21 protein-coding genes are annotated in these 22,540 nt (G+C 72.1%); 11 read left to right on the forward strand and 10 right to left on the reverse strand.

The window, feature by feature from the left end; genetic code table 11:
* Positions 1 to 36: 36 nt before the first annotated feature.
* Genes FJ694_RS08815 through lptF form a run of 4 tightly spaced genes read right to left on the reverse strand, consistent with a single transcriptional unit; the run spans position 37 to position 3,606 of the window.
* The gene (locus FJ694_RS08815; RefSeq protein ID WP_157266208.1) at positions 37 to 981 is read right to left on the reverse strand and encodes a CysB family HTH-type transcriptional regulator; all 945 of its coding nucleotides are present in this window, start codon (positions 979 to 981) and stop codon (positions 37 to 39) included.
* The gene (locus FJ694_RS08820; protein WP_157266210.1) at positions 978 to 1,388 is read right to left on the reverse strand and encodes a sirohydrochlorin chelatase; all 411 of its coding nucleotides are present in this window, start codon (positions 1,386 to 1,388) and stop codon (positions 978 to 980) included. Before FJ694_RS08820 ends, FJ694_RS08815 begins: the two co-directional genes overlap by 4 nt.
* On the reverse strand, positions 1,385 to 2,500 hold the full coding sequence (gene lptG / locus FJ694_RS08825; protein ID WP_157266212.1) for an LPS export ABC transporter permease LptG: 1,116 nt from the start codon (positions 2,498 to 2,500) through the stop codon (positions 1,385 to 1,387). Before lptG ends, FJ694_RS08820 begins: the two co-directional genes overlap by 4 nt.
* Positions 2,497 to 3,606, reverse strand: a complete 1,110-nt coding sequence (gene lptF / locus FJ694_RS08830) for an LPS export ABC transporter permease LptF (protein ID WP_157266214.1) — start codon at positions 3,604 to 3,606, stop codon at positions 2,497 to 2,499. Before lptF ends, lptG begins: the two co-directional genes overlap by 4 nt.
* 27 nt (positions 3,607 to 3,633) lie before the next feature.
* On the opposite strand from lptF, the gene FJ694_RS08835 reads away from it, so the two are divergent.
* From FJ694_RS08835 to FJ694_RS08855, 5 genes are all read left to right on the forward strand, one after another.
* Positions 3,634 to 5,109 (forward strand): leucyl aminopeptidase, encoded by a 1,476-nt coding sequence (locus tag FJ694_RS08835; protein WP_157266216.1) that lies wholly within the window; start codon positions 3,634 to 3,636, stop codon positions 5,107 to 5,109.
* Between the two features lie 47 nt (positions 5,110 to 5,156).
* The gene (locus FJ694_RS08840) at positions 5,157 to 5,597 is read left to right on the forward strand and encodes a DNA polymerase III subunit chi (RefSeq protein WP_232539961.1); all 441 of its coding nucleotides are present in this window, start codon (positions 5,157 to 5,159) and stop codon (positions 5,595 to 5,597) included.
* Between the two features lie 146 nt (positions 5,598 to 5,743).
* Positions 5,744 to 6,886 carry a branched-chain amino acid ABC transporter substrate-binding protein gene (locus FJ694_RS08845; RefSeq protein WP_157266218.1) on the forward strand — a complete coding sequence of 381 codons (1,143 nt, stop codon included), beginning with the start codon at positions 5,744 to 5,746 and terminating at the stop codon, positions 6,884 to 6,886.
* Between the two features lie 140 nt (positions 6,887 to 7,026).
* Positions 7,027 to 7,341 carry a hypothetical protein gene (locus tag FJ694_RS08850; protein ID WP_157266220.1) on the forward strand — a complete coding sequence of 105 codons (315 nt, stop codon included), beginning with the start codon at positions 7,027 to 7,029 and terminating at the stop codon, positions 7,339 to 7,341.
* Positions 7,342 to 7,437: 96 nt separating this feature from the next.
* A complete protein-coding gene (locus FJ694_RS08855) occupies positions 7,438 to 8,811 on the forward strand; it encodes a hypothetical protein (protein ID WP_232539962.1) in 1,374 nt (457 codons plus the stop codon).
* On the opposite strand, the gene FJ694_RS08860 is transcribed toward FJ694_RS08855, so the two are convergent.
* The 6 genes from FJ694_RS08860 to aptA are packed head-to-tail and all read right to left on the reverse strand — an operon-like array spanning position 8,808 to position 16,656.
* Positions 8,808 to 10,154, reverse strand: a complete 1,347-nt coding sequence (locus FJ694_RS08860) for a glutamine synthetase family protein (RefSeq protein WP_157266222.1) — start codon at positions 10,152 to 10,154, stop codon at positions 8,808 to 8,810. The genes FJ694_RS08855 and FJ694_RS08860 overlap by 4 nt on opposite strands.
* A complete protein-coding gene (locus tag FJ694_RS08865) occupies positions 10,151 to 11,656 on the reverse strand; it encodes an aldehyde dehydrogenase (protein WP_157266223.1) in 1,506 nt (501 codons plus the stop codon). Before FJ694_RS08865 ends, FJ694_RS08860 begins: the two co-directional genes overlap by 4 nt.
* Positions 11,657 to 11,708: 52 nt before the next feature.
* The gene (locus FJ694_RS08870; RefSeq protein ID WP_157266225.1) at positions 11,709 to 13,142 is read right to left on the reverse strand and encodes an aspartate aminotransferase family protein; all 1,434 of its coding nucleotides are present in this window, start codon (positions 13,140 to 13,142) and stop codon (positions 11,709 to 11,711) included.
* Positions 13,143 to 13,171: 29 nt separating this feature from the next.
* The gene (locus FJ694_RS08875) at positions 13,172 to 14,539 is read right to left on the reverse strand and encodes a glutamine synthetase family protein (RefSeq protein WP_157266226.1); all 1,368 of its coding nucleotides are present in this window, start codon (positions 14,537 to 14,539) and stop codon (positions 13,172 to 13,174) included.
* Positions 14,540 to 14,542: 3 nt separating this feature from the next.
* Positions 14,543 to 15,322 (reverse strand): gamma-glutamyl-gamma-aminobutyrate hydrolase family protein, encoded by a 780-nt coding sequence (locus tag FJ694_RS08880; protein ID WP_157266227.1) that lies wholly within the window; start codon positions 15,320 to 15,322, stop codon positions 14,543 to 14,545.
* Positions 15,319 to 16,656 (reverse strand): omega-aminotransferase AptA, encoded by a 1,338-nt coding sequence (gene aptA, locus FJ694_RS08885; RefSeq protein ID WP_157266228.1) that lies wholly within the window; start codon positions 16,654 to 16,656, stop codon positions 15,319 to 15,321. The genes FJ694_RS08880 and aptA overlap by 4 nt, the downstream gene beginning before the upstream one ends.
* Positions 16,657 to 16,956: 300 nt before the next feature.
* Between aptA and FJ694_RS08890 the strand changes: the two genes are divergently transcribed.
* Genes FJ694_RS08890 through FJ694_RS08915 form a run of 6 tightly spaced genes read left to right on the forward strand, consistent with a single transcriptional unit; the run spans position 16,957 to position 22,401 of the window.
* Positions 16,957 to 17,988, forward strand: a complete 1,032-nt coding sequence (locus FJ694_RS08890; RefSeq protein ID WP_157266229.1) for an AAA family ATPase — start codon at positions 16,957 to 16,959, stop codon at positions 17,986 to 17,988.
* Positions 17,989 to 18,032: 44 nt separating this feature from the next.
* A complete protein-coding gene (locus FJ694_RS08895; RefSeq protein WP_157266230.1) occupies positions 18,033 to 18,893 on the forward strand; it encodes a DUF58 domain-containing protein in 861 nt (286 codons plus the stop codon).
* Complete coding sequence (locus FJ694_RS08900) at positions 18,856 to 19,812, forward strand: nonribosomal peptide synthetase MxaA (RefSeq protein ID WP_157266231.1); 957 nt, start codon at positions 18,856 to 18,858, stop codon at positions 19,810 to 19,812. The genes FJ694_RS08895 and FJ694_RS08900 overlap by 38 nt, the downstream gene beginning before the upstream one ends.
* Positions 19,809 to 20,837 carry a vWA domain-containing protein gene (locus FJ694_RS08905; RefSeq protein ID WP_157266232.1) on the forward strand — a complete coding sequence of 343 codons (1,029 nt, stop codon included), beginning with the start codon at positions 19,809 to 19,811 and terminating at the stop codon, positions 20,835 to 20,837. The genes FJ694_RS08900 and FJ694_RS08905 overlap by 4 nt, the downstream gene beginning before the upstream one ends.
* Positions 20,834 to 21,400: an MxaK protein gene (locus tag FJ694_RS08910; RefSeq protein WP_157266233.1), complete on the forward strand. Its 567-nt coding sequence runs from the start codon at positions 20,834 to 20,836 to the stop codon at positions 21,398 to 21,400. Before FJ694_RS08905 ends, FJ694_RS08910 begins: the two co-directional genes overlap by 4 nt.
* Complete coding sequence (locus FJ694_RS08915; protein ID WP_157266234.1) at positions 21,397 to 22,401, forward strand: vWA domain-containing protein; 1,005 nt, start codon at positions 21,397 to 21,399, stop codon at positions 22,399 to 22,401. Before FJ694_RS08910 ends, FJ694_RS08915 begins: the two co-directional genes overlap by 4 nt.
* Positions 22,402 to 22,540: the final 139 nt, after the last annotated feature.

Raw genomic sequence — 22,540 nt, forward strand, 5'->3', positions numbered from 1 at the left:
CTTCCAGTGAAGGGGAGGGGTCGGGCAGCGCGGCGCTCAGAGGTCGTAGTCCTCGCCGTCGCCGGCCATGGCGCGGCCGATGAGGCTGCGCGTGAGCCGGTCCGACAGCAGCTCGGCGAAGGTGAAGACGAAGTTGCGCAGGTAAGCGCCGCGCTTGAAAGCCACGCGCGAGACGTTCATGCCGAAGAGGTGGCCGGCCGGGCGCGCCACGAGGTCGCCGCCGGGCGGGTCGTCGCGCACCGCCATCTCCGCCAGGATGCCCACGCCCAGCCCCAGCCGCACGTAGGTCTTGATCACGTCGGAGTCGATGGCTTCCAGCACGATCTCGGGATGCAGCCGCCGCTGCGCGAAGGCCTGGTCGATGCGCTTGCGCCCGGTGAAGGCCGGCTGGTAGGACACCAGCGGCTCGCGCGCGAGCTGCTCCAGCGTCGGACGCTCCACGCTGGCCAGCGGATGCGAGGCCGGCACCACGATCACGTGCTGCCATTCGTAGCAGGGCAGCGTCACCAGGTCACCGAACTCGGAGAGCGACTCGGTGGCCAGCCCGATGTCGGCGCTGTCGTCGAGCAGCATCTGCGCCACCTGCTCGGGCGTGCCCTGGTGCAGGCTGACGCTGACCTTGGGATGGCGCTTGCGCAGCAGCGCCACCGGCTCGGGCAGAACGTAGCGCGCCTGGGTGTGCGTGGTGGCGATCGACAGCCGCCCCGCGTCCTGCTTGCCGAACTCCTCGCCGATGCGCTTGAGGTTGCCTACCTCGCGCAGGATGATCTCCACCGACTGCAGCACCTGCTGCCCGGGCTCGGTAATGCGCTTCAGCCGCTTGCCGTGGCGGGCGAAGATGTCCACGCCCAGTTCCTCCTCGAGCTCCAGGATGGCCTTGCTGATGCCCGGCTGCGAGGTATGCAGCGCCTTGGCGGTCTCGGTGAGGTTGAGGCCGCGACGCACGGCCTCCTGGACGAAGCGGAACTGGTGCAGGTTCACGGCTGGCTCGCCTCCGGGTCTGGGTCCGACAGCAGGGCCAGCGCAGCGCCGGCCATGGCCTGCACCACGGCGGGCAGTTCGCCCACGGCCGGGTGCAGCTCGAAGCGCACGCCCGCATGCTCGGCGCGCAGGGCGTCGAGCAGCCGCGGCAGGTCCTTGCGCACGTGGCCGCCGGCGCCCAGGAACAGCGGCAGCACCTCCACACGGGTGCAGCCCTCGGCCACCAGCTGCGCCGCCGCAGGCGCGATGCCGGGCTGCATGAACTCCAGGAAAGCCAGCCGCAGCGGCGTCCGCGGACGTTGCGCACGCACCGACTGGGCCACGGCTTCGAAGGGCCGCGCCCACTCGGGGTCGCGCGCGCCGTGGGCAAACAGCAGCAGGCCGCGGATGTCGGCGTCGTCGTTCATCGGTAACGTACCAGCCAGGTGAAGGCCGCCAGTGACAGCAGCAGGTAGAAGATGCTGGGCGCCGCGGCGGTGAGCCAGGGCGTCCAGTCGCGCAGCAGGCCGAGGTGTCCGGCCACGTTGTTGAGCAGCACGAAGCTGATGCCGAGCATGATGCCGCCGAAGACCTTGTAGCTGAGCCCGCCGGCGCGGGCATGCAGGTAGGCGAAAGGCAGCGCCAGCGCCACCATCACCAGGCAGGCGAACGGGTACAGCGCCTTGCGCCAGAAGCGAATGGCATGGCGCTGCGCCGCCTGCTCCTGCGTGGACAGGTGGGCCGTGTAGCGCCACAGCTCCAGCGTGCTCATGGTGTCGATGGGCAGCACCGCGGCAGCCACCACCGCCGGGTCCAGCGTGCTGCTCCAGCGCAGCTCGGACAGCTGTTGCACCTGCACCCGGACCTGCGCGGCCGGGGCGTCGGCCGCCGGCCACACGGTGCGCTGCACGTCCTGCAGCGTCCAGGTGTCCGACTGGTCGATGCGCGCGCGCGCCGCGGCAATGCGCTCCAGCAGCCGGCCCTGCGCGTCGAACTCGAAGATGCGCACGCCCTGCAGCGTGCCGTCGGACCCCAGGCGCTGCACGTTGAGCGAGATCTGGTGCGGCCCCTGCGGCGTGCTGCGGCGCTCGCGCAGCCACGCGCCGGTGCTGCCGAGGCTGCGCCCGCCGCTGGCCAGCGACTTCACGAGCACGCTCTGGCGCTCTGCGGCCGGCGCGATGAAGTCGCCCACCACGAAGGTGAACGCGGCAAAGGCCACGCCCAGCAGCACCAGCAGCGACAGTGCCCGCCCCGGCCCGAGGCCGCCGGTGCGCAGGATCGTGAACTCGCTGGACTGCGCCAGCCGCGCCATCGAGAAGATCGTGCCGATCAGCACCGCGATGGGCAGCAGCTCGTAGAGATGCCCGGGCATCTGCAGCAGCGTTGACAGCAGCGCCATCCCCAGCGTGTAGCCGTGGCGGCCCACGTCCTCGAGCTCCTCGACGAAGTCGATGAAGAAGAAAAGCGCCAGGAACGCCAGCGCCACGAACGAAACCGCCACGACGATGTCGCGGTAGAGCAGCCGCCGCACCGTCTTCATGAGCGTTGTCCTGAGCGACGGCCGAACAGGCGCAGCATCGGCGCGGTGTGGCCCTTCTCGCGCCACCACAGCAGCGCCAGCGCCAGCGCCGCCACGCTGCCGTGCAGGCCCAGCAGCGCGCCGAGCAGGGTGGTGCGGCCGCTGCCGACCCAGGCCTGCGAGAGGTTGATGAGGTTGTAGTACACGACGAAGCCGAGCAGCGCGAAGAGCAGGTTCCAGTTGCTGGCGCGACGCGGGTTGGCCGCCGACAGCCCGATGCCCAGCAGCACCAGGTTGCCCGCGCCCAGCAGCAGCCCGAAGCGCCAGGACAGCTCGGCCTGCTGGCGCGGCCAGGGCTGGCGCAACAGCTCGATGGTGCGCTGCGTCCTGGGCGAGCGCTCCTGGGCCTTGCCGGCCGCCTGCTCGTCCACCGTCACCCGGTAGCTGTCGAAGCGCGAGAGCGAGAGCTCGCCGGTCTCGCGGTTGGTCTCGTTGCGCTGCCCATCCTGCAGCACGAGCACGCGGCGCTGCTCTTCGTTCTCGACATGGCCGCTGTGCGCCGCCACCACGGTTTCGTGCCGGGCATCGTTGGACAGCACGAACACGTTACGCGCGCGCGTGGCGTCGTTGTCCGCATCGCGCTCGACGAAGAACACCCGGCTGCCGTCGCGCGACACCTGGAACATGCCCGGCGCCACGCGCGAGAGGTCGCTGCGCTGCTGGTAGCGTTCGCGCAGCTCGGCGCTCTGGCGGTTGCCCCAAGGCCACACCACCAGCACCAGCAGCCCGATCACCAGCAGCATCGGCCAGCTCGTCACCAGCACCGGGCGCACGAAGCGCGACAGCCCCACGCCGCTGGCGAACCAGATCGTCATTTCGCTGTCGCGGTACATGCGTCCCAGCGTGGATACCACCGCAATGAACAGCGACAGCGCCAGCATCGTGGGCAGGTGGCCCAGGGCCGTGTAGCCCAGCAGCAGCACCACGTCCTGGGGCGCCACCGAGCCCCCGGCGGCAAGCCCCAGGGTGCGGATCAGCATCATGGTCAGCACGATGGTCAGGATCACGACCAGCGTCGCGCCGAAGCTGCGCGCCAACTCTCGGCGCACGGTGGTATGGAATAACATCAGGCAATCAACGAACTTGCCGTCATTATGGACTTGCGTTCCCTCGTTCCCGGCGCTGCCGGAATGGCCGGTGTGGCCGCCGATGCATTGGTGCTGGTGGTGGCCGGCAGCGAGCCGCAGGCACTGGAGCCGGCGCTGGCGGGGCTGCTGGCCGAGAGCGTGAAAGCCGGCGATTTCGAGTTCAAGCCCGGGCGCAGCCTGTACCTGCACCGGCCTGCCGGGCTGAAGGCGCCGCGCCTGGTGCTGGCCGCTGCGGCCGATGCCTCGCCCAAGGCTTTCAAGACCGCGCTGGCCACGGCTCTGTCCGGCCTCAAATCCCTGGGCGTGCGCCACGCCGCCGTGGCGCTGGCCGCGCCTGCCGCGGCCGATGGCGTGCCGGCTCTCGACGACCGTCATGCCGAGGCGCTGGCCGCGGCCGTGGCCGATGCCACCTACGTCTACCGCCACACCAAGCCCAGCGCGCCCGAAGGCGCCAAGCTGCAGCGCGTGACGCTGCTGTGCGACAAGGCCAACGCCAGCGTGGTCAAGCGGGGCCTGGCGCGCGGCCAGGGCATCGCCGACGGCGTGACGCTGGCACGCGAGTGTGCCAACCGCCCGGGCAACTTCTGCACGCCCACCTTCCTGGCCGAGCAGGCGCAGGCGCTGGGGGCGCAGTACGGCTTCAAGATCGAGGTGCTGGGCCGCAAGGAGGTCGAGAAGCTCGGCATGGGCGCCTTCATCGGCGTGGCCCAGGGCTCGGAGGAGCCGCTGCGCTTCATCGTGCTGCGCTACGAAGGCGCGCCGCGCACGTCCGCGCCGCTGGTGCTCGTGGGCAAGGGCATCACCTTCGACAGCGGCGGCATCTCCATCAAGCCCGCGGCCGAGATGGACGAGATGAAGTACGACATGGGCGGTGCCGCCAGCGTGCTGGGTACCTTCAAGGCGCTGGGCGAGATCAAGCCCAAGGTCAACGTGGTCGGGCTCATCGCCGCCTGCGAGAACCTGCCCAGCGGTCGTGCCACCAAGCCCGGCGACGTGCTGCGCTCGATGTCGGGCCAGACCATCGAGGTGCTCAACACCGACGCCGAAGGGCGCCTGGTGCTGTGCGACGCGCTGACCTATGCCGAGCGCTTCAAGCCCGCGGCGGTGGTGGACATCGCCACGCTCACCGGTGCCTGCGTCATCGCCCTGGGCGCGCAGCGCTCGGGCCTCTTCAGCCCCGACGAGGAACTGGCCGCCCGGCTGCTGCAGGCCGGCGAGGCCGCGCTCGACCCGGCCTGGCGCATGCCCATGGACGACGAGTACGACGAGGCGCTCAAAAGCAACTTCGCCGACGTGGCCAACGTCGGCCCGCGCGGCGGCGGCGCCATCACGGCCGCGATGTTCCTCAAGCGCTTCACCAAGGCCTACCGCTGGGCGCACCTGGACATCGCCGGCACGGCCTGGAAGGGTGGCGCGGCCAAGGGCGCCACCGGCCGCCCGGTGCCGCTGCTCACGCATTTCGTGCTGGCCCACGCGCGTTGAGCGCCGTCCTCAGCACAAGCGCGCCGCGTGCAAGGGAAGGCCGGGCCATGGCGCTGACGGAAGTGGCATTCCACACCGGTGTGGACGACAGGATCGGCTACTGCTGCCGGCTCCTGCGCAAGGGCTACCGGCAGCAGGCGCGCATGGTGGTCGCAGGTGATCCTGAGGCGCTGGCACGGCTGGACCAGGCGCTGTGGGTCTTCGACGAGCGCTCCTTCATTCCGCACCGCCGCCTGCGTGCGGGTGAGGCCGTGCCCGCAGCGCTCAAGCGCACGCCGATCTGGCTGATCGAGCCCGGTGCCGAGCCGCCGCAGTTGGGCGTGCTGCTGAACCTGGGGCCCGAGGTGGTGCCGGGCTTCGAGCGCTACCAGCGTCTGATAGAAGTGGTGGGTTTGGACGAGGCCGACCGCGGCGCCGCGCGCCGGCGCTGGCGCGCCTACGAGGCGCAGGGACTGCGCATCACTCACCACGCCCAGGAGGGCGGTTAAGCGTTTTTTGGTGGCGCTGCCGATCCTGGTTTGTGCTGAGTCTGAGAATCGCTTTGCTGTCAACCGTCACCCTCCTTATTTGCGTTATCGTTATTCCTGCTGAAACTGTTACCGGTTTCTTTTTTTAACCCCCTCGGAGATACCGAATGCGATTCCAGATCAACGCCGCTCTTGCCGCTGCCGCGGTGCTGTTTGCCGGTGGCGTCAGCGCCCAGGAACTGGTGGTCAGGATCGGCCATGTGGGCCCGACCAGCGGTCCGATTGCCCACCTGGGCAAGGACAACGAAATGGGCGCGCGCATGGCGGTGGACGAGCTCAACGCCAAGGGCGTGACCATCGGCGGCAAGAAGGCCAGGTTCGAGCTGCTGGCCGAGGACGACGCGGCCGATCCGAAGCAGGGCACCGCCGCGGCGCAGAAGCTGGTGGACAGCAAGGTTCTGGGCGTGGTGGGTCACCTCAACTCGGGCACCACCATCCCGGCTTCCAAGATCTACAGCGACGCCGGCATCCCGCAGATCAGCCCCTCGGCCACCAACCCGAAGTACACCAAGCAGGGCTTCAAGACCACGTTCCGCGTCGTGGCCAACGACGAGCACCTGGGCGGCACGCTGGGCAAGTACGCCGTGACGCAGCTCAAGGGCAAGAGCATCGCCGTCATCGACGACCGCACCGCCTATGGCCAGGGCGTGGCCGACGAGTTCGAGAAGGGCGTCAAGTCCGCCGGCGGCAAGACCGTGGGCCGCGAGTTCACCAACGACAAGGCCACGGACTTCACCGCCATCCTGACCAGCATCAAGGCCAAGAAGCCCGACATCGTCTTCTTCGGCGGCATGGACGCCGTGGCCGGCCCGATGCTGCGCCAGATGAAGCAACTGGGCATCAACGCCAAGCTCATGGGCGGCGACGGCATCTGCACCGGCGAGTTGCCCAAGCTGGCCGCGGGCTCCATGGCCGACGAGCAGGTGGTGTGCGCCGAGGCCGGTGGCGTCGAAGGCGAGCAGAAGGCCGGCATGGACAAGTTCAAGGCCGACTTCAAGAAGAAGTTCAACGCCGACGTGCAGATCTACGCGCCCTACGTGTACGACGCCGTGATGGTGATGGCCGATGCCATGGTCAAGGCCGGCTCGCCCGAGCCGGCCAAGTACCTGCCGGTGCTGGCCAAGACCAACGGCTACAAGGGCGTGACGGGCACGATCGCCTTCGACGAGAAGGGCGACATCAAGAACGGCGCCCTGACCATGTACACCTACAAGGGCGGCAACCGCCAGCAGATCGCCGTGGTGCGCTGATCCCGGCAGCATCCCCCGCGACCGAAAGCGCCCGCAGCCGCGGGCGCTTTTTCTTTGCGGCATGGACCTTGCCGGAAACGCGGTTGCAGGCCGTGGAACGCCGTGAAAGCATCGGTGCAGCCGTTGGCCGGGGGGATTCCATGGCTTTGCGCACCTTGCTCTACCGCTACTTCTTCTTCGGCTGGCTGTTCCGCGACGCCAGCAGCGGCACCGCGCTGGAACGCGCCGCCGCCTGGCGTCACAACCGCAGCCAGGCGCGCTGGCTGCCGACCTACATGCGGCGCTGGTGCTTTTGCGGGCTGCTGCTGTATGGCCTGGGCGTGGTGGCGGAAAGCGTGCTGGGCGCGCCGCTGCTGTCCTCGCTGTTCTACGTCACCGGGCTGATGAGCGTGCCGGGCAATGCCGTGATGGCCGCCGCCTGGATCGGCTTCAAGGCCTTGTCGGGACCTTTCTGAACCTGAATGGCCCGGTGGCGGGCAGGATGCGCTGCCGTGCCGTCTCCAACATCTCCAATCTCCCCGCCGTCTCCGCTTTCACTCTCGATTGACGCGTTGCTGCGTGCCGCACTGCAACAGGCACCGCGCCGCTACCGCATGCCGCCGCTGCCCGCCGACGCCGGCGCCGCCGAGGCGGCCGGCCCGGAAGCCGTGATCGCCTTCACCTTGGCCGCGGCTGACGCTGGCACGGTGCCCGCCGATGATGGCGTCGCGCGCCTGTTCACCTCGGCGCTGGCCGCGCTGATCCGCTCGGCGCTGGACCCGCTCGATGGCGACCCCACTTTCCAGGCGCAAGTGCTTGCAGCCGGGGACGCTCGCGTGGCCGAGTACTTGCACCTGGCCGCGCAGGCCACGGGCGACGCCCGCACGGTGCGCGCTGCCGTCAATGCCTGGGCCCATCCCGGCAAGCTGCAGGGGCAACCGCCCGGTGCCCGGCCCGATGCGCTGGCGCCACTGCACCGCCTCGCCGCATCCGGCGCCTGGACAACGCTGCAGCAGGCACTCGATGACCTGCTGGCCGAGGGCTGGCTCGAAGACGGCCCCCTGCGCGATGCGCTGTCGGCGCTGCGGGACAGCCCGGCGCTGGCACGGCTGGCTCAAGCCGAGGCCTTGCTCGCGCTGGACGGCGTGCAGCGCTACCGGGCCCTGTGCGAGCGTGCCGGCCCCTCGGCCGGCAGCGCCGCGGCGGCGCAGCAGGGCCGGGCTTCGGCGCGCCTGGGTGCGGCGGCTGAAAGATCGACGGTGCAGGCACTGCTTGCGATGGCCGAGCTGATCCATCGTGCCGCCCCGGCGCTGCCTCGGCTCCACGTCGCGCAGGGGCTGCTCACGCCGCGCGGCTTTCCGGGGGTGAACGGGCGGGCCAAGGACGAGTGGGACGTGGCCCTGCTGCGCGAGGTCGGCCCGGACGGCGCCCGGGACGTCATGCTGCTGCTGGAAGTCAAGGCCGCGCCCGCGGCCGCCGCGTCCGACTACCCGCGCCTGCTGCGTGGCCTGCAGCGGCTGGCGCTGGCGCAGACGCAGGAGCGCTATGCCTTCGCCTGCGTTGGCGGCGAGACGCTGCTGCGCGGCGCCTCGCTGCGCGAGCTGGCGCCGCAGGGCGACGCGCTGCCGCCGCAAGTCCTCTACGCCTGCACGGCGCCGGCCGAGCCGCGCACGCCGCTGCTCAATCCCGTGGCCCGGGCGATGCTGCTGGCCGAGCCCGCGTGCATCGCTTTCGCCGCGAAGCTGGCCCGTGGCGCCGCGCCGCAGCCCGCCGAACTGGCCGCCTTGTGGGAAGAACTGCCGCGCGAGCCGCGCCTGCGCCCGGTGCTGCGCCAGTACGACACGGCCCGACGCGCGCGCGAGGCCATGCTGCATCCGGATGAGCTGCTCGCCGCCGCCGCCGTCGCGCTGCTGCCGCAGGCGCGGCAGCCCGAGCCGCTGCCCTAGAAGGCGTCCGCGTAGCGCTGCAGCTCCCAGGCGCTCACGTGCCGGGTGTACTCGGCCCATTCCTGGCGTTTCAGCCGCGCGAACTCGCGCACCAGCGCCGGGCTCAGCGCCTTGACCAGCACCTCGTCGGTCTCCAGCGCGTCCAAGGCCTGCGCCAGGCTGTGCGGCAGGGTGCGCAGGCCCAGCTCGGCCAGCGCCTGCGGCGCAGCGTCGAGCAGGTCGATGTCCACGTCCGGGCCGGGATCGAGGCGCCGCTCGATGCCGTCCAGGCCCGCCGCCACCAGCCCGGCGAGCATCAGGTACGGGTTGGCGCTGGCGTCGGGCAGCCGCCACTCGAAGCGCCCGTGCAGCGTGCGCACCAGCGCCGTGCGGTTGTCCACTCCCTGCGCCACGTACTTCGGGGCATAGCCCGGGCCGGAGAGGGTGGAGCGCAGACGCTTGTACGAGTTCACCGTGGGCGCGGCCAGCGCGCACAGCGCCTCGCTGTGCGCCAGCACGCCGCCGACGAAATGCCGGCCCAGCGCCGACAGCGGCCGGGTGCGGTCCACCGCGCCGTCGGGCAGGTGCGGCGTGAACAGGCTCACCGCGTCCACGCCTTCGCCTTCCCACAGCGACACGTGCACGTGCATGTCGCTGCCGGCCTGGTCGGCGAAGGGCTTGGGCATGAGCGAGAACAGCATGCCGTGCTGCTGCGCGATGGCATGCGCCGCCTGCTTGAACAGCATGTGCTGGTCGGCACAGGACAGCGCATCGGTGTGGCCGAAGTTGACCTCGTACTGCCCGGGCGCCTCGGCATGCTCCAGCTGCATCACGTCCAGCCCGCAATGCTCCAGCGCCTGGCGCAGCTCGTGCAGGTAGCCGGCCTGGCGCGGCAGCGTCTTGAGGTCGTAGCTGGGCTGGTCCAGCCGCTCCAGCGCGTCGGCGGGCACGAAGCTCCCGCCCTCGCGGCGCAGCAGGAAGAACTCCGGCTCCAGCCCGACGCGCACGGTCCAGCCCTGGTCGCGCAGCGGCGCCAGCGCGCGGCGCAGCGCCTGGCGCGGATCGGCGTCGAAGGGCTCGCCGGCCACGAAGCCGTCGGCCACGATGCGCGCCACGCCTGGCAGCCAGGGCAGGGCGACGATCGAGCTGGCCTGCCCGCGCGCGTGGTAGCGCGCCCGGGCGCCCGTGCGCGGCAGCGCGCTGCCCCAGACCGCCGGGCCGGCGAAGCCGGCCCCGTCGGTGAGCACGTCGTCCAGGTGCGCCAGCGGCACGAACTTGCCGCGCGCCGCGCCGTGCAGGTCGGCGAACTGCACCAGCAGCGTGTGGATGCCCTGCTTCTTCAGCCGCTCGCGCAGGTCTCTCATGGGTTCGCTCCGTCGATGCGCAGCCAGGTGGTCTTGAGCTCGGTGTACTTGTCGAAGGCGTGCAGGGATTTGTCCCGCCCGTTGCCGCTTTGCTTGAAGCCGCCGAAGGGCACGGTGATGTCGTCCTCGTCGTACTGGTTGACGTGCACGGTGCCGGCGCGCAGCGCGCGCGCCACGCGGTGCGCGCGGCTGAGGTGGTCGCTCCAGACGCTGGCCTGCAGCCCGTAGCTCGTGGCGTTGGCGATGCGCACGGCCTCCGTTTCGTCGCGAAAGCGCAGCACCGCCTGCACCGGCCCGAAGATCTCCTCCTGCGCGATGCGCATGCCGCCGTCCACGCCGTCGAAGAGCGTGGGCTCGACGTAATGGCCGCCGCTGTCCGGCCGCGCCTGGCGCCCGCCGGCCAGCAGCCGCGCGCCCTCCGACTGCCCGGACTCGATGTAGCCCAGCACCGTGCGCAGCTGCACGTCGTCCACGATCGCGCCCATGGTCGTGCCCGGCTGCAGCGGGTCGCCCGGTGCCCAGCGCGGCAGCTGCGCCGCCAGCAGCTCGACGAAGCGCTCGGCAATGTCGGCATGCACCAGCACGCGCGAGGGCGCGTTGCAGCTCTCGCCCTGGTTGAAGTACATGCTGCCCGCCGCGGTGGCGGCGGCGCGCGCCAGGTCGCCGCAGTCGGGAAAGACGATGAAGGCCGACTTGCCGCCCAGCTCGTTGAACACGCGCTTCAAATTGCTGCGCCCGGCGTACTCCAGCATGCGTCGGCCGGTGCGGGTCGAGCCGGTGAAGCCGATGGCGTCCACGTCCATGTGCAGCGCCAGCGCCTCGCCGGCCTCGCAGCCGTAGCCCGGCACGACGTTGAACACCCCCGGCGGAAGCCCGGCCTCCAGCGCCAGCTCGGCCAGCCGCAGCGCGGTGAAGGGCGACTTCTCGCTGGGCTTGAGCACCAGCGAGTTGCCCATGGCCAGCGCCGGCGCGATCTTCCAGGCCGCCATGATCATCGGGTAGTTCCAGGGCACGATCGCCCCGACCACGCCGACGGGCTCGCGCGTGATCAGCGCCAGCGCCGTCTCGGCCGTCGGCGCCACCTCGTCGTAGCGTTTATCAAGTGCCTCGGCGTACCAGGCGATGCAGCGCGCGGTGGCGGGCACGTCCACGCTGAGCGCAGCGCCGATGGGCTTGCCCATGTCCAGCGTTTCCAGCAGCGCCAGCTCCTCGCGCGCGGCCAGCACCTTCTCGGCGAAGCGCTGCAACACCTTCTTGCGCGCCGCGGGCGGCTGGGCGGCCCAGCGCCGGTCCTCGAAGGCGGTGCGCGCGGCATGCACCGCCGCGTCGATGTCCGGCGCGCGCCCGCGCGCCACCGCGCCCAGCAGCCGGCCATCCACGGGCGATGATTTGTCATAACACACGCTGTCTGCGGCATCGACGCGCCGGCCGTCGATGACGCAGCGACCGTCGGGCCGCAGGTCGGCGGCGCGCGCATGCCAGTCGGGAGCGGGGCGGTTCATGCGGCAATCCTCGTGAGCAAGGGTGCGGGAAAGCGCCGTGCCGGCAGCCAGGTCAGAGCCAGCCCTCGCGCCGCGCGTCGGCCAGCGTCAGGTCCAGGCAGCGCAGGATCAGCGCGCCCATCTCGTCGAGCTGCGCGCGGGTGATGACCAGCGGCGGCGCGACGATCATGCGCTGCCCCACGGCGCGCATGATCAGCCCGTTGGCGAAGCAGTGGCCGCGGCAGACCATGGCGATGTCCACCTCCGGCGCGAAAGGCTCGTTCGTGGCCTGGTCCTTCACCAGCGTCAGCGCGCCCATCAGCCCGCAGCTCTGGACTTCGCCCACCAGCGGATGCTCCTGCAGCCGGCGGTAGATCGCCGCCAGGTACGGGCCGGTGTCGTCGCGCACGCGCTCGACCAGGCCGAGCTGGCGCACCAGGCCCAGGTTGGCCACGCCCACGGCGCAGGCTACCGGGTGGCCGGAGTAGGTGTAGCCGTGCGCGAACTCGCCCCCGCGCTCGATGAGCGCCTGCGCCACGCGCTCGCCCACCAGCACGCCGCCCAGCGGCACGTAGCCGCTGGTCACGCCCTTGGCGAAGGTGATCAGGTCGGGCCGGCTGCCGAAGCGCTCGCAGCCGAACCAGTGGCCGGTGCGGCCGAAACCGGTGATGACCTCGTCGCTGACCAGCAGGACGCCGTAGCGGTCGCAGATGCGCTGGACCTCGGGCCAGTAGGTCTCCGACGGCACGATCACGCCGCCCGCGCCCTGCACCGGCTCGCCGATGAAGGCCGCCACGTTCTCGGCGCCGATCTCCAGGATCTTGTCCTCCAGCCACTTTGCCGCCTGCAGCCCGAAGTCCTCGCGCGACAGCCCCAGCGCGCGGCCATGCTCCCACCAGTGCGGCTGGTCGATGTGCACGATGCCGGGAATCGGCAAGCCCCCCTGCTCGTGCATGCCCGGCATGCCGCCCAGCGAGGCGCCGGCCATGGTCGAGCCGTGGTAGCCGTTCCAGCGGCTGATGATCACCTGGCGCTGCGGTTGCCCCATCACCGCCCAGTAGCGCCGCACCATGCGCACCACCGTGTCGTTGCTCTCCGAGCCGGAGCTGGCGAAGAACACGTGCTGGAACTGCGGCGGCGACAGCTCGGCCAGCAGCTCGGCGAGCTCGATGGCCGGCGGCGTGCTGGTCTGGAAGAAGGCGTTGTAGAAGGGCAGCTCCTGCAGCTGGCGGGTGGCCGCGTCGATGAGCGGCTGCTGCCCGTAGCCCACGTTCACGCACCACAGCCCGGACATGGCGTCCAGGATGCGGTGCCCTTCGCTGTCCCAGAGGTAGATGCCTTCGCCGCGGGTGACGATGCGCGCGCCGCGCGCGGCCAGCGCTTTGAAGTCGGTGAAGGGATGCAGGAAATGGGCCGCGTCGGCGGCCTGCCAGTCCCGGGTGCTGCGGCCGCGGAACGTCGGCCCGGCCGAGGCGTCGGTGGCAGTGGCGGCGTTGGTGACGGTCATGGGCGCTCCTCCGTGTTGTAGGTGTGGCTTCAGACGTGCAGCAGCAGGTGCTCGCGCTCCCAGGGCGAGATCACCTTCATGAATTCCGCGAACTCGGTTTCCTTGACCTCGGTGTAGACGGTGACGAAGGACTCGCCCAGCACCTCGGCCAGCGCCCCTTCGGCGCGCAGCTTCTCCAGCGCCTCGCCCAGGCTGCGCGGCAGCGCGTACTCGCCGAGATACGCATCGCCCTTGCATTCGGGCGAGGGCTCGATGCGGTTCTTGAGGCCCAGCCAGCCGCAGGCCAGCGTGGCCGCCAGCGCCACGTAGGGGTTGGCGTCGGCGCCGACGACGCGGTTTTCGACGCGCCGCGCCGCCGGCGGCGCCACCGGCGAGCGGATGCCCACGGTGCGGTTGTCGGTGCCCCACTGGATGTTGATGGGCGCGGCCGTGAAGCGCGCCAGGCGCCGGTAGCTGTTGACGTAGGGCGCGAACAGCGCCATTGCCGCCGGGATGTAGCGCTGCAGCCCGCCGATGTACCAGTAGAACTCGCGGCTGGGCGTGCCGTCGGGATTGCTGAAGATGTTCTGGCCCGTCTCCTTGCGCAGCACGCTCTGGTGGATGTGCATGGCGCTGCCGGGTTCGCCGGCGATGGGCTTGGCCATGAAGGTGGCGAACATGTCGTGGCGCATGGCCGCCTCGCGCACCGTGCGCTTGAAGAAGAACACTTCGTCGGCCAGCCCCAGCGGATGGGCGTGGAAGAAGTTGATCTCCATCTGGCCCGCGCCGATCTCGTGGATCAGCGTGTCCACGTTGAGCTCCATCTTCTCGCAGTAGTCGTAGACGTCCTCGAACAGCGGGTCGAACTCGTTGACCGCGTCGATCGAATAGGCCTGGCGCGAGGTCTCGGCGCGGCCGCTGCGCCCGATGGGCGGCTTCAGCGGCATGTCCGGGTCGGTGTTGCGCGCCACGAGGTAGAACTCCAGTTCCGGCGCCACCACCGGCTCCAGCCCGGCGTCGCTGTAGAGCTCGCACACCCGGCGCAGCACCGAGCGCGGCGCGAAGGGCACCAGCCGCCCGTCGCGGTCGAAGCAGTCGTGGATGACCTGCGCGGTCGGGTCGGTGGCCCAGGGCACGATGCGCACCGTGGCCGGGTCCGGGCGCAGGTGCATGTCGCGGTCGGTGGGGGTGATGACGTCGTAGTAGGGGCCTTCCTCCGGGAACTCGCCCGTCACCCCCATCGCCACCACGATTTCCGGGAGCCGCATCCCGCGGTCCTCGGTGAACTTCTCGCGCGGCAGGATCTTTCCCCTTGCCACGCCGGTGAGGTCAGGGACCAGGCACTCGATCTCGGTGACGCGGTGCTGGTCCAGCCAGTGTTCCAGGTCGCTGTACGTGAACGCTCTTCTTTCGACCATAGGCTATTCCTCCTGTCTGTCGTAGCGGCGCACCGCGCGCTGCGCGCAGGCGAGTCCGAAAGCCCGCAGCAGCTGCATCGACACCGGGTTGTCCCGGGCGCGCCACTCCGGATGCCATTGCACGCCCAGCGCGAATTCCATGCCAGGCACCGAAAAGGCTTCGATCAGTCCGTCCGGCGCCCGCGCTTCCACGCGCAGCCCTGGCGCGAGCCGGTTCACCGCCTGGCCGTGCACCGAGTTGACGCGGAAGCGCTCCTCGCGCACCACCGCCGCCAGCAGCCCGCCGGGCTCGACGCGCACCTCGTGCGCCGGGGCGTACTGCGCCTGTGCCGTCTCGCCCTGGCCGCGGTGGTCGAGGTGGCCGGGCAGCGTCTGCACCGCCTGGTGCAAGCTGCCGCCCAGCGCCACGTTGAGCTCCTGCGCGCCGCGGCAGATGGCCAGCAGCGGCAGCCGCCGCGCCAGCAGCTTCGGAATGAAGGGCAGCGTCCAGGCGTCGCGCGCCGCGTCCAGCGGTAGCGCCGCGTCGCGCACCGCCTCGCCGAAATGGCTCGGGTGCACGTTGGACGGCGAGCCGGTGAGCAGCACGCCGTCGGCCAGACCCAGCAGGGCGTCGAGCTCGCCGGCCGAGGCGTCGGGCACCACCAGCGGCAGCGCGCCGGCCAGCCGCACGGCGGCCACGTACTTGGCCCCGGCCACGTGGAAGGGGTGCTCGCCCAGCACCCGGTTGCATGCCGGCACGAGCACGACCGGCGGGCGGGTTTTGAGAGGGGTATCGGCAGTCATGCCGCGCGGCGCAGGGCGCCGGCCAGCGTGTCCACGATGCGGTCGATGTGGGCCTTCTCGATGATGAGCGGCGGCGACAGCGCGATGGTGTCGCCCGTGGTGCGGATCAGCACGCCTTGCTCCCAGCAGTCCAGGAACACGCCGAAGGCGCGCTTGGCCGGCGCGTCGGGCAGCGGCGCCAGCTCGATGCCGCCGACCAGCCCGACGTTGCGCACGTCCACCACGTGCGGCATGTCCTTGAGCGAATGCAGCGCGCGCCCGAAATACTCGTGCAGCTCGGAAGCGCGGGTCAGCAGCCGTTCTTCCTCGTAGGTTTGCAGCGTGGCCAGCGCGGCGGCGCAGGCCAGCGGGTGCGCTGAGTACGTGTAGCCGTGCGGGAACTCGATCAGCTGCTCGGGCCCGTGCATGAAGGCGTCGTGGATGGCGCGTTTCGCGAACACCGCGCCCATGGGCACGCAGCCGTTGGTCAGGCCCTTGGCCACCGTCATCAGGTCGGGCGTGACGCCGAAGGTCTGCGCTCCGAAGGGGTTGCCGGTGCGGCCGAAGCCGGTGATGACCTCGTCGAAGATGAGCAGGATGCCGTGCTTGTCGCAGATCTCGCGCAGCCGCTGCAGGTAGCCCACGGGCGGCAGCAGCACGCCGGTGGAGCCGGCCACGGGCTCGACGATCACCGCCGCGATGGTGCTCGGGTCGTGCAGCGCGCACAGCCGCTCCAGGTCGTCGGCCAGCTCCGCGCCGTGCGCGGGCTGCCCGAAGCTGAAGGCATTGCGCGCCGGGTCGTGGGTGTGGCGCAGGTGGTCCACGCCGGAGAGCAGCGTGCCGAACAGCTTCCGGTTGCCGACGATCCCGCCCACCGAGATGCCACCGAAGTTCACGCCGTGATAGCCGCGCTCGCGGCCGATGAGCCGGGTGCGGCTGCCCTCGCCGCGCACGCGGTGGTAGGCCAGCGCCATCTTCAACGCCGTCTCCACCGACTCCGAGCCGGAGTTGGTGAAGAACACCCGGTCCAGCCCGGGCGGCGTCAGCTTCACGAGCTCCTCGGCCAGCTCGAAGGCCTGCGGATGGCCCATCTGGAAGGGCGGGGCGTAGTCGAGCGTGGCGGCCTGCTCGGCGATGGCCTTGACGATGCGCGGCCGCGCATGGCCGGCATTGACGCACCACAGCCCGGCCACGCCGTCGAGCACCTGCCGGCCTTCGGGCGTCCAGTAGTGCATCCCTTCGGCGCGGGCCAGCATGCGCGGCGCCTGCTTGAACTGCCGGTTGGCGGTGAAGGGCATCCAGTGGGCGTCGAGCGACGCGCTGGCGAGGGTGTCGGTGGTGCGGTCGATGGTCATGGGCTTCTCAACGAACGTGCGCGGCGCGCGCAGCCGCGGGCCGTTCCAGTCTAGTCCCGGGCCCGACGGTGCCGCTGGCGGGTGGTCGCTTCGGGCTTGGTCGCACCGGGGCCGCCCCGCACAGCCGCGCGCCCTTGCGGCAAGCTGGCAGGTTTGATGGTGGGCCTGTGGCGTGACGCACAGCTTGCGCCTGCTCAAGCGCTTACCCTGACCCGGCCGCGGCCCCACGGTGCCGGTTGCGCGGGAATCCGCGGGCGCCGAGGCGTTCAAGGCAGTCGAAGAACGAACGAGGAGACGGCGATGGCGGTGGACGCGGGCTGGCTGGCGGCGCAGCGCGAGCTGGCGCTGGCGATCGAGCGCGAGGTCGGCCGCGTGGTGGTGGGCCAGGCGCGCGCCATCCGGCTGGTCAACACGGCCGTGTTCGCGCGCGGCCACGTGCTGCTGCAGGGCGACGTGGGCGTGGGCAAGACCACGCTGCTGCGCGCCTTCGCGCGCGTGCTGGGCGGCGCCTTCGCGCGGGTGGAGGGCAGCATCGACCTGATGCCGGCGGACCTCGTCTACCACACCCACATCGCCGCCGACGGCCGCCCGGCCGTGGACCCGGGCCCGCTGATCGCGCACGGCGAGGATTTGTCCGTGTTCTTCTTCAACGAGATCAACCGCGCCCGCCCGCAGGTGCACTCGCTGCTGCTGCGCGCCATGGCCGAGCGCAGCCTCTCGGCCTTCAACCGCGAGTTCCGCTTGCCGCATTTGCTGGTGTTCGCCGACCGCAACCGCGTTGAGCGCGAGGAAACCTTCGAGCTGGCCGTGGCGGCGCGCGACCGCTTCCTGATGGAAGTCACGCTCGACACGCCCGCAGGTGACGACGACCGCGCCGCGCTGGTGTTCGACCCGCGCTTCCACGACACCGACGCGCTGGTGGACACGTTGCCCGCGGCGCTGGTGCCGCACCGCGAGCTGGGCGCGCTGTCGGCCGCCCTCCAGAACCACATACAGGCTGCGCCCGCGCTGCAGCGCTACGCGCTGGCGCTGTGGCGCGCCACCGAGCGGCCGGCGGACGCCGGCGTGCGGCTGGCGCAGGCGCTGGAGCTGGACGTGTCGCAGCTGGTGCTCGCCGGCGCCAGCCCGCGCGGCATGAGCATGCTGCTGCGCGCCGCGCGCGTGGCGGCCTGGCTCGACGGGCGTGGCCATCTCGTCCCGGAAGACATCCAGGCGGTGTTCGAGGCCGTCCTGGGCCACCGGCTGGTGCTGCAGCCGGTGTACGAGCTGCGCCGCGCGGCGCTGGTGCCGGCGCTCACGGCCGCCATCCTGCAGGCCGTGCCGGCGCCCTGAATCGACCTGAGCCGTCCCGAAGCGCCATGGACGCCGCAGAGCCCGTGAATCCCCTGGAAAGCGTGCCGGCCGAGTTTTTCTACCGGCTGCCCGGCCCGGCCCAGGGGCAGCGCCCGGGCAGCCACCGCGCGGCGGGCGGGGAGGGCGGGCTGGAGTTCCGCGGCCATGCCGACTGGCTGCACGCGCCGGACGCGCGCCGGCTCGACATCCGCGCCACGCTGCGCGACCCCTTCCAGCGCTGGCAGGTGCGGCTGCACAGCCCGCCGCGCGCGCAGACCGTCTGGCTCGTCGCCGACGTCTCCGGCTCCCTGGCCTTCGGCGCGCCGCGGCGCAAGCTCGACGTGCTGGCCGACTTCGCCGCGTCGCTGGCCTGGAGCGCCTGGCGCGCGGGCGACGCCTTCGGCTGCGCCGCCTGCGACGACCGGCTGCGCGAGGACCTGTTTCACGCGCCGGCGCGCCAGGCCGGGCGGGCGCTGGCACTGGCAGCCCGGCTGCGCGCGCTGCACCCGGTCGGCCAGGGCAGCCGCGCGCTGCCGTCCGCGGCGCAGTGGCTGGGCCGCGCCCGCGCGCTGGTCTTCCTGGCCTCGGACTTCCACGTGCCGCTCGACGAGCTGCGGCAGTGGCTGGATGCCTTTGCCGCGCACTGGCTGGTGCCGGTGGTGCTGTGGGACGCCCGGGAGTTCGATCCGCAAGCCACCCCGGGCCTGCTGCCGCTGGTGGACGCCGAAAGCGGCGGCCGGCGCCTGCTGTGGTGGCGCCCGTCCCTGCGTGAGCGCTTCATCCGCTCCGGACAGGAGCGGCGCGCGGCGCTGCAGGCCTGCTTTGCCCAGGCGCGGCTGCGGCCGCTGTTCATCGAGGGGACCTTCGATGCCGATGCCGTCACGCGCCACTTCCTGCAAGGCTGAGGCGCCGCTGCCGTGGCTGCTTGGGCTGGCGCTGCTGGCCGCCACCGCGCCCGCGGCGGCCCAGGCGGCGCCGGTGGTGCAGTGGCGCGAGGACGCGCCGCGCACCTACGGCCACCAGATCGGCGACCTGGTGGAGCGCCGCGCCGCGGTCCGCGTGCCGCCGGGGCTGCGGCTGGATGCCGCCTCGCTGCCGGTGCCGCGCCCGGGTGCCTCGGTCGAGCTGCGCGAGGCCTGCTGGGAAGCGCCGCCCTGGTGGCGGCCCGGCGGCGAATCGACGCTGCTGCTGCGCTACCAGGTGCTGCGCTCGCCACCGGAGCCGGCGCTGCTGGAGCTGCCGCCGGTGCTGCTGCGCTTCGAAGGTGGAGAGCGTCCGCAGCAGCTGCGCCTGGACGGCGTGCCGATCCTGGTGTCGCCGCTGGTGCCGGAACCGGCGCCCGAGCGCCGCGGCTTCGGCGCGCTGCAGCCGGACGTGCCGCCGCCGCTGATCGACACGCAGGCGCTTGGGACCCGGCTGGCCCTGGAAAGCGGGACCGCGCTGGCATTGCTGGGCGTGCTGGCCTGGCGGCGCCTCGTCGTGCCGCGCCGCCGCGGCCTGCCGCCGTTTGAAGAAGCCTGGCAAGGGCTGCGCCGCCTGCCCGATACGCCTCAGGACGCGGCGGCCTGGCGCCAGGGCCTGACGCTGCTGCACCGGGCGCTGGACCGTAGCGCCGGGCAGCGGCTGTTCGCGCCCGGACTGGACGCCTTTCTCCTGCGCCGCCCGGAACTCGCACCGCTGCACGCGGACCTGGAGCGCTTCTTCGAGCAGTCCCGCGCAGCCTTCTTCGCACCCGGCGACACGCCGGCCGGCGACCTCGCCTGGCTGAAAGCGCTGTGCCGCCGGGCACGCGACCTGGACGCCGCCCGGAGCCGCGCGCCATGAGCCTGGCCCTGGCGCAACCGCTGTGGCTGCTGCTGTTGCCGCTGGCGCTGCTGCCATGGCGGCGGCCGGGCGAGCGGCCCGTGCTGCACGGCGCGCTGGCGCTGCTGCCGCCGGACCGCGCCGGGGACATCGTGGCGCTGCTGTTGCGCGTGCTGGGCTCGGTGGCGATCGCCGCGCCGGTGCTGGCGCTGGCCGGGCTGTCGCAGGGGGAACGCGTGGTGCAGCGCGTGGGCCGCGGCGCCGAGATCGTGCTGCTGCTGGATCGCAGCGGCAGCATGGACCAGGGTTTCGGCGGCAACCGCAATGGCGGCGGCGAGGGCGCGCGCAACGGCGGTCTCACGGGCGAAGGCGGCCGCGGCCGGCCCAAGCGCCAGGTGGCGCGCGAGGTGCTGTCAAATTTCGTGGCGCAGCGCCCGCAGGACCGCTTCGCGCTGGTCGCCTTCAGCACCCTGCCCATGCCGGTGCTCGGATTCACCACGCGAACCGAGGCGTTGCAGGCCGCCATTGCCGCCGGCAGCCTCGGCCGCGGCCTGGGCGAAACCGACATCGGGCAGGCGGTGATGGCGGGGCTCGACCAGTTCGCGCAGCGCCCCTATGCCGGTGCGCGCATCCTGCTGCTGGTTTCCGACGGCGGCGACCACGTCGAGCCGGCACTGGGCGAACGCATCGTGCAGCGCATGCGCCGCGAGCGGGTGCTGCTGTACTGGCTGTACCTGCGCTCCTCCGGCAGTCCGGGGCTGCTGCCGCCGCCGGGCAGCGATCCGGACGCCGGGTCGAACGTGCCGGAGGTGTTCCTGCACCGCTTCCTCGGCACGCTGGGCGCGCAGTACCAGGCCTACGAGGTCGGCGACCCGGCGGCGCTGCAGCGTGCCGTGGCCGACGTGGGGCGCCAGGCCGACCTGCCCAGCGCTTTCGAGGAGCGGCTGCCGCCGCGCCCGCTGGACACGGCCTGCCTGGCGGTGGCGCTGGGCGCGGCTTTGCTGCTTTGGGGGGCGCAATGCGCGCAGCGGATGCGGTGGGCATGAGGTCCGTGCTGCGGCGGTGGGCGCTGCCGCTGTTGCTCGCCGGGATGCTGCTGGCGCTGGCGCTGGATGCCGCGGCGCTGTGGCGCGCCCTGGGTTGGAACCGGGCCATCGAACAGGGCAGCGTCATCGCCGCGGCCGGGCCGCGCGCAATGGAAGATCCGGACAGCCTCCCGGCCGAAGTGCGCTTCGCCATGGCCGCCGAGCGCGCGGCCGGCGGGCAGGGCGACGCGGCGCTGGACGGCTGGCGCGCCCTGCAGGCCGAGCCCACGCCGCTGGGCCGGGCCGCGCGCTTCAATGCCGCGAGTGAACTGCTGCGCCAGGCCGAGCGGCTGCGTGCCGGGCAGCAGCCCGGGCAGGCCATCGCCCTGGTCGAGCTGGCCAAGGAGAGCCTGCGCGAGCTGCTGCGCCAGGAGCCCGGCCACTGGGCCGCGCGCTACAACCTGGAGCGCGCGCAGCGGCTGCAGCCCGACGCCGACGAGGCCGAAGCTGCGCCGGCCGCGCCGCCGCGCGATGCCGAGCGCGCGGCGACGACCATGCGCGGCGTGGGCCAGGGCCTGCCGTGAAAGGCGTGTCCGGGCTGAGGGCCCTGTCCGTGTGGGAACGCGTGCGCCGCCTGCTGCCCGGATCCGGCCGCCGCGCCTTGCCCGCCGCGGTGCTGCTGCTGGCCCTGGCCTTGAACAACGTACACGTTTCTCTCGTGCGGCCTCAGCTCGCGACCGTGGTGGTGCTCGACGTCACGCAGAGCATGGACGTCATCGACGTGCGGCTCGACGGTCGCCCGGTTTCGCGCTTGGCGCTGGCGCGGTCGGCGCTGCACGAGGCGCTGGGGCGGCTGCCCTGCGGCTCGCGCATCGGGCTGGGCACGTTCACCGAGCACCGCAGCGTGCTGCTGCTGGCGCCGCTTGAGGTGTGCGCGAACCTGCAGGAGCTGCGCGGGGCGCTCGCGCGCATCGACGGCCGCATGGCCTGGAGCGGCAACAGCGAGGTGGCCAAGGGCCTCAACGGCGCGCTGCGCCTGGCGCGCGCGCTGCCGGACGAGCCGGGGCTGGTGTTCGTCACCGACGGCCACGAGGCGCCGCCGCTCAATCCGCGCTACCGCCCGCCCATGGACCGCGAGGCGCAGGACGCCAGGGGCTGGCTGGTCGGGGTGGGCGGCGCGGCGCTGTCGCCCATCCCGCGCAGCGACCCGGAAGGGCGGCCGCTGGGCTTCTGGGGGGCGGCGGAGGTGCTGCAGGCCGATCCCTACAGCCGCGGGCGCAGCGGCAGTGTCGAAGGGGAGCAGATGGTGGAGGACGCCGCCCGTGCGCCGCCGCCCGACCTAGGCGCCACGCCCGGGCGCGAGCACCTGTCCTCGCTGCGCGAGCCCTACCTGCAGCGGCTGGCGCAGGAGACCGGGTTGCGCTACGCGCGGCTGGACGGCGCCGACGCGCTGGCGGCGCTGCTGCGCGACCCGGCGCTGGCGCAGCCGCGTCGGCAGGCCGTGTCGTTGCGGCCGCTACTGGCACTGCTGGCGCTGGCGCTGCTCGCGTCGCGGTACCTGGGCCGGCATCGGCCTGAAGGTTGAGCCCGTGCCGGTCTGGTGCGCCGGCGACGCTGCTCGAACACGGTATGGCCGAGCCCATCGCAGCGGGCAGGGCAGACGCCTTCGCACGGTGAAAAACGGCATTTCGCATCGTGAAGTGGAGCCTTGATGCAATGCAGCA

It is taken from the genome of Azohydromonas aeria, assembly GCF_009760915.1.
Classification (GTDB): domain Bacteria; phylum Pseudomonadota; class Gammaproteobacteria; order Burkholderiales; family Burkholderiaceae_C; genus Azohydromonas; species Azohydromonas aeria.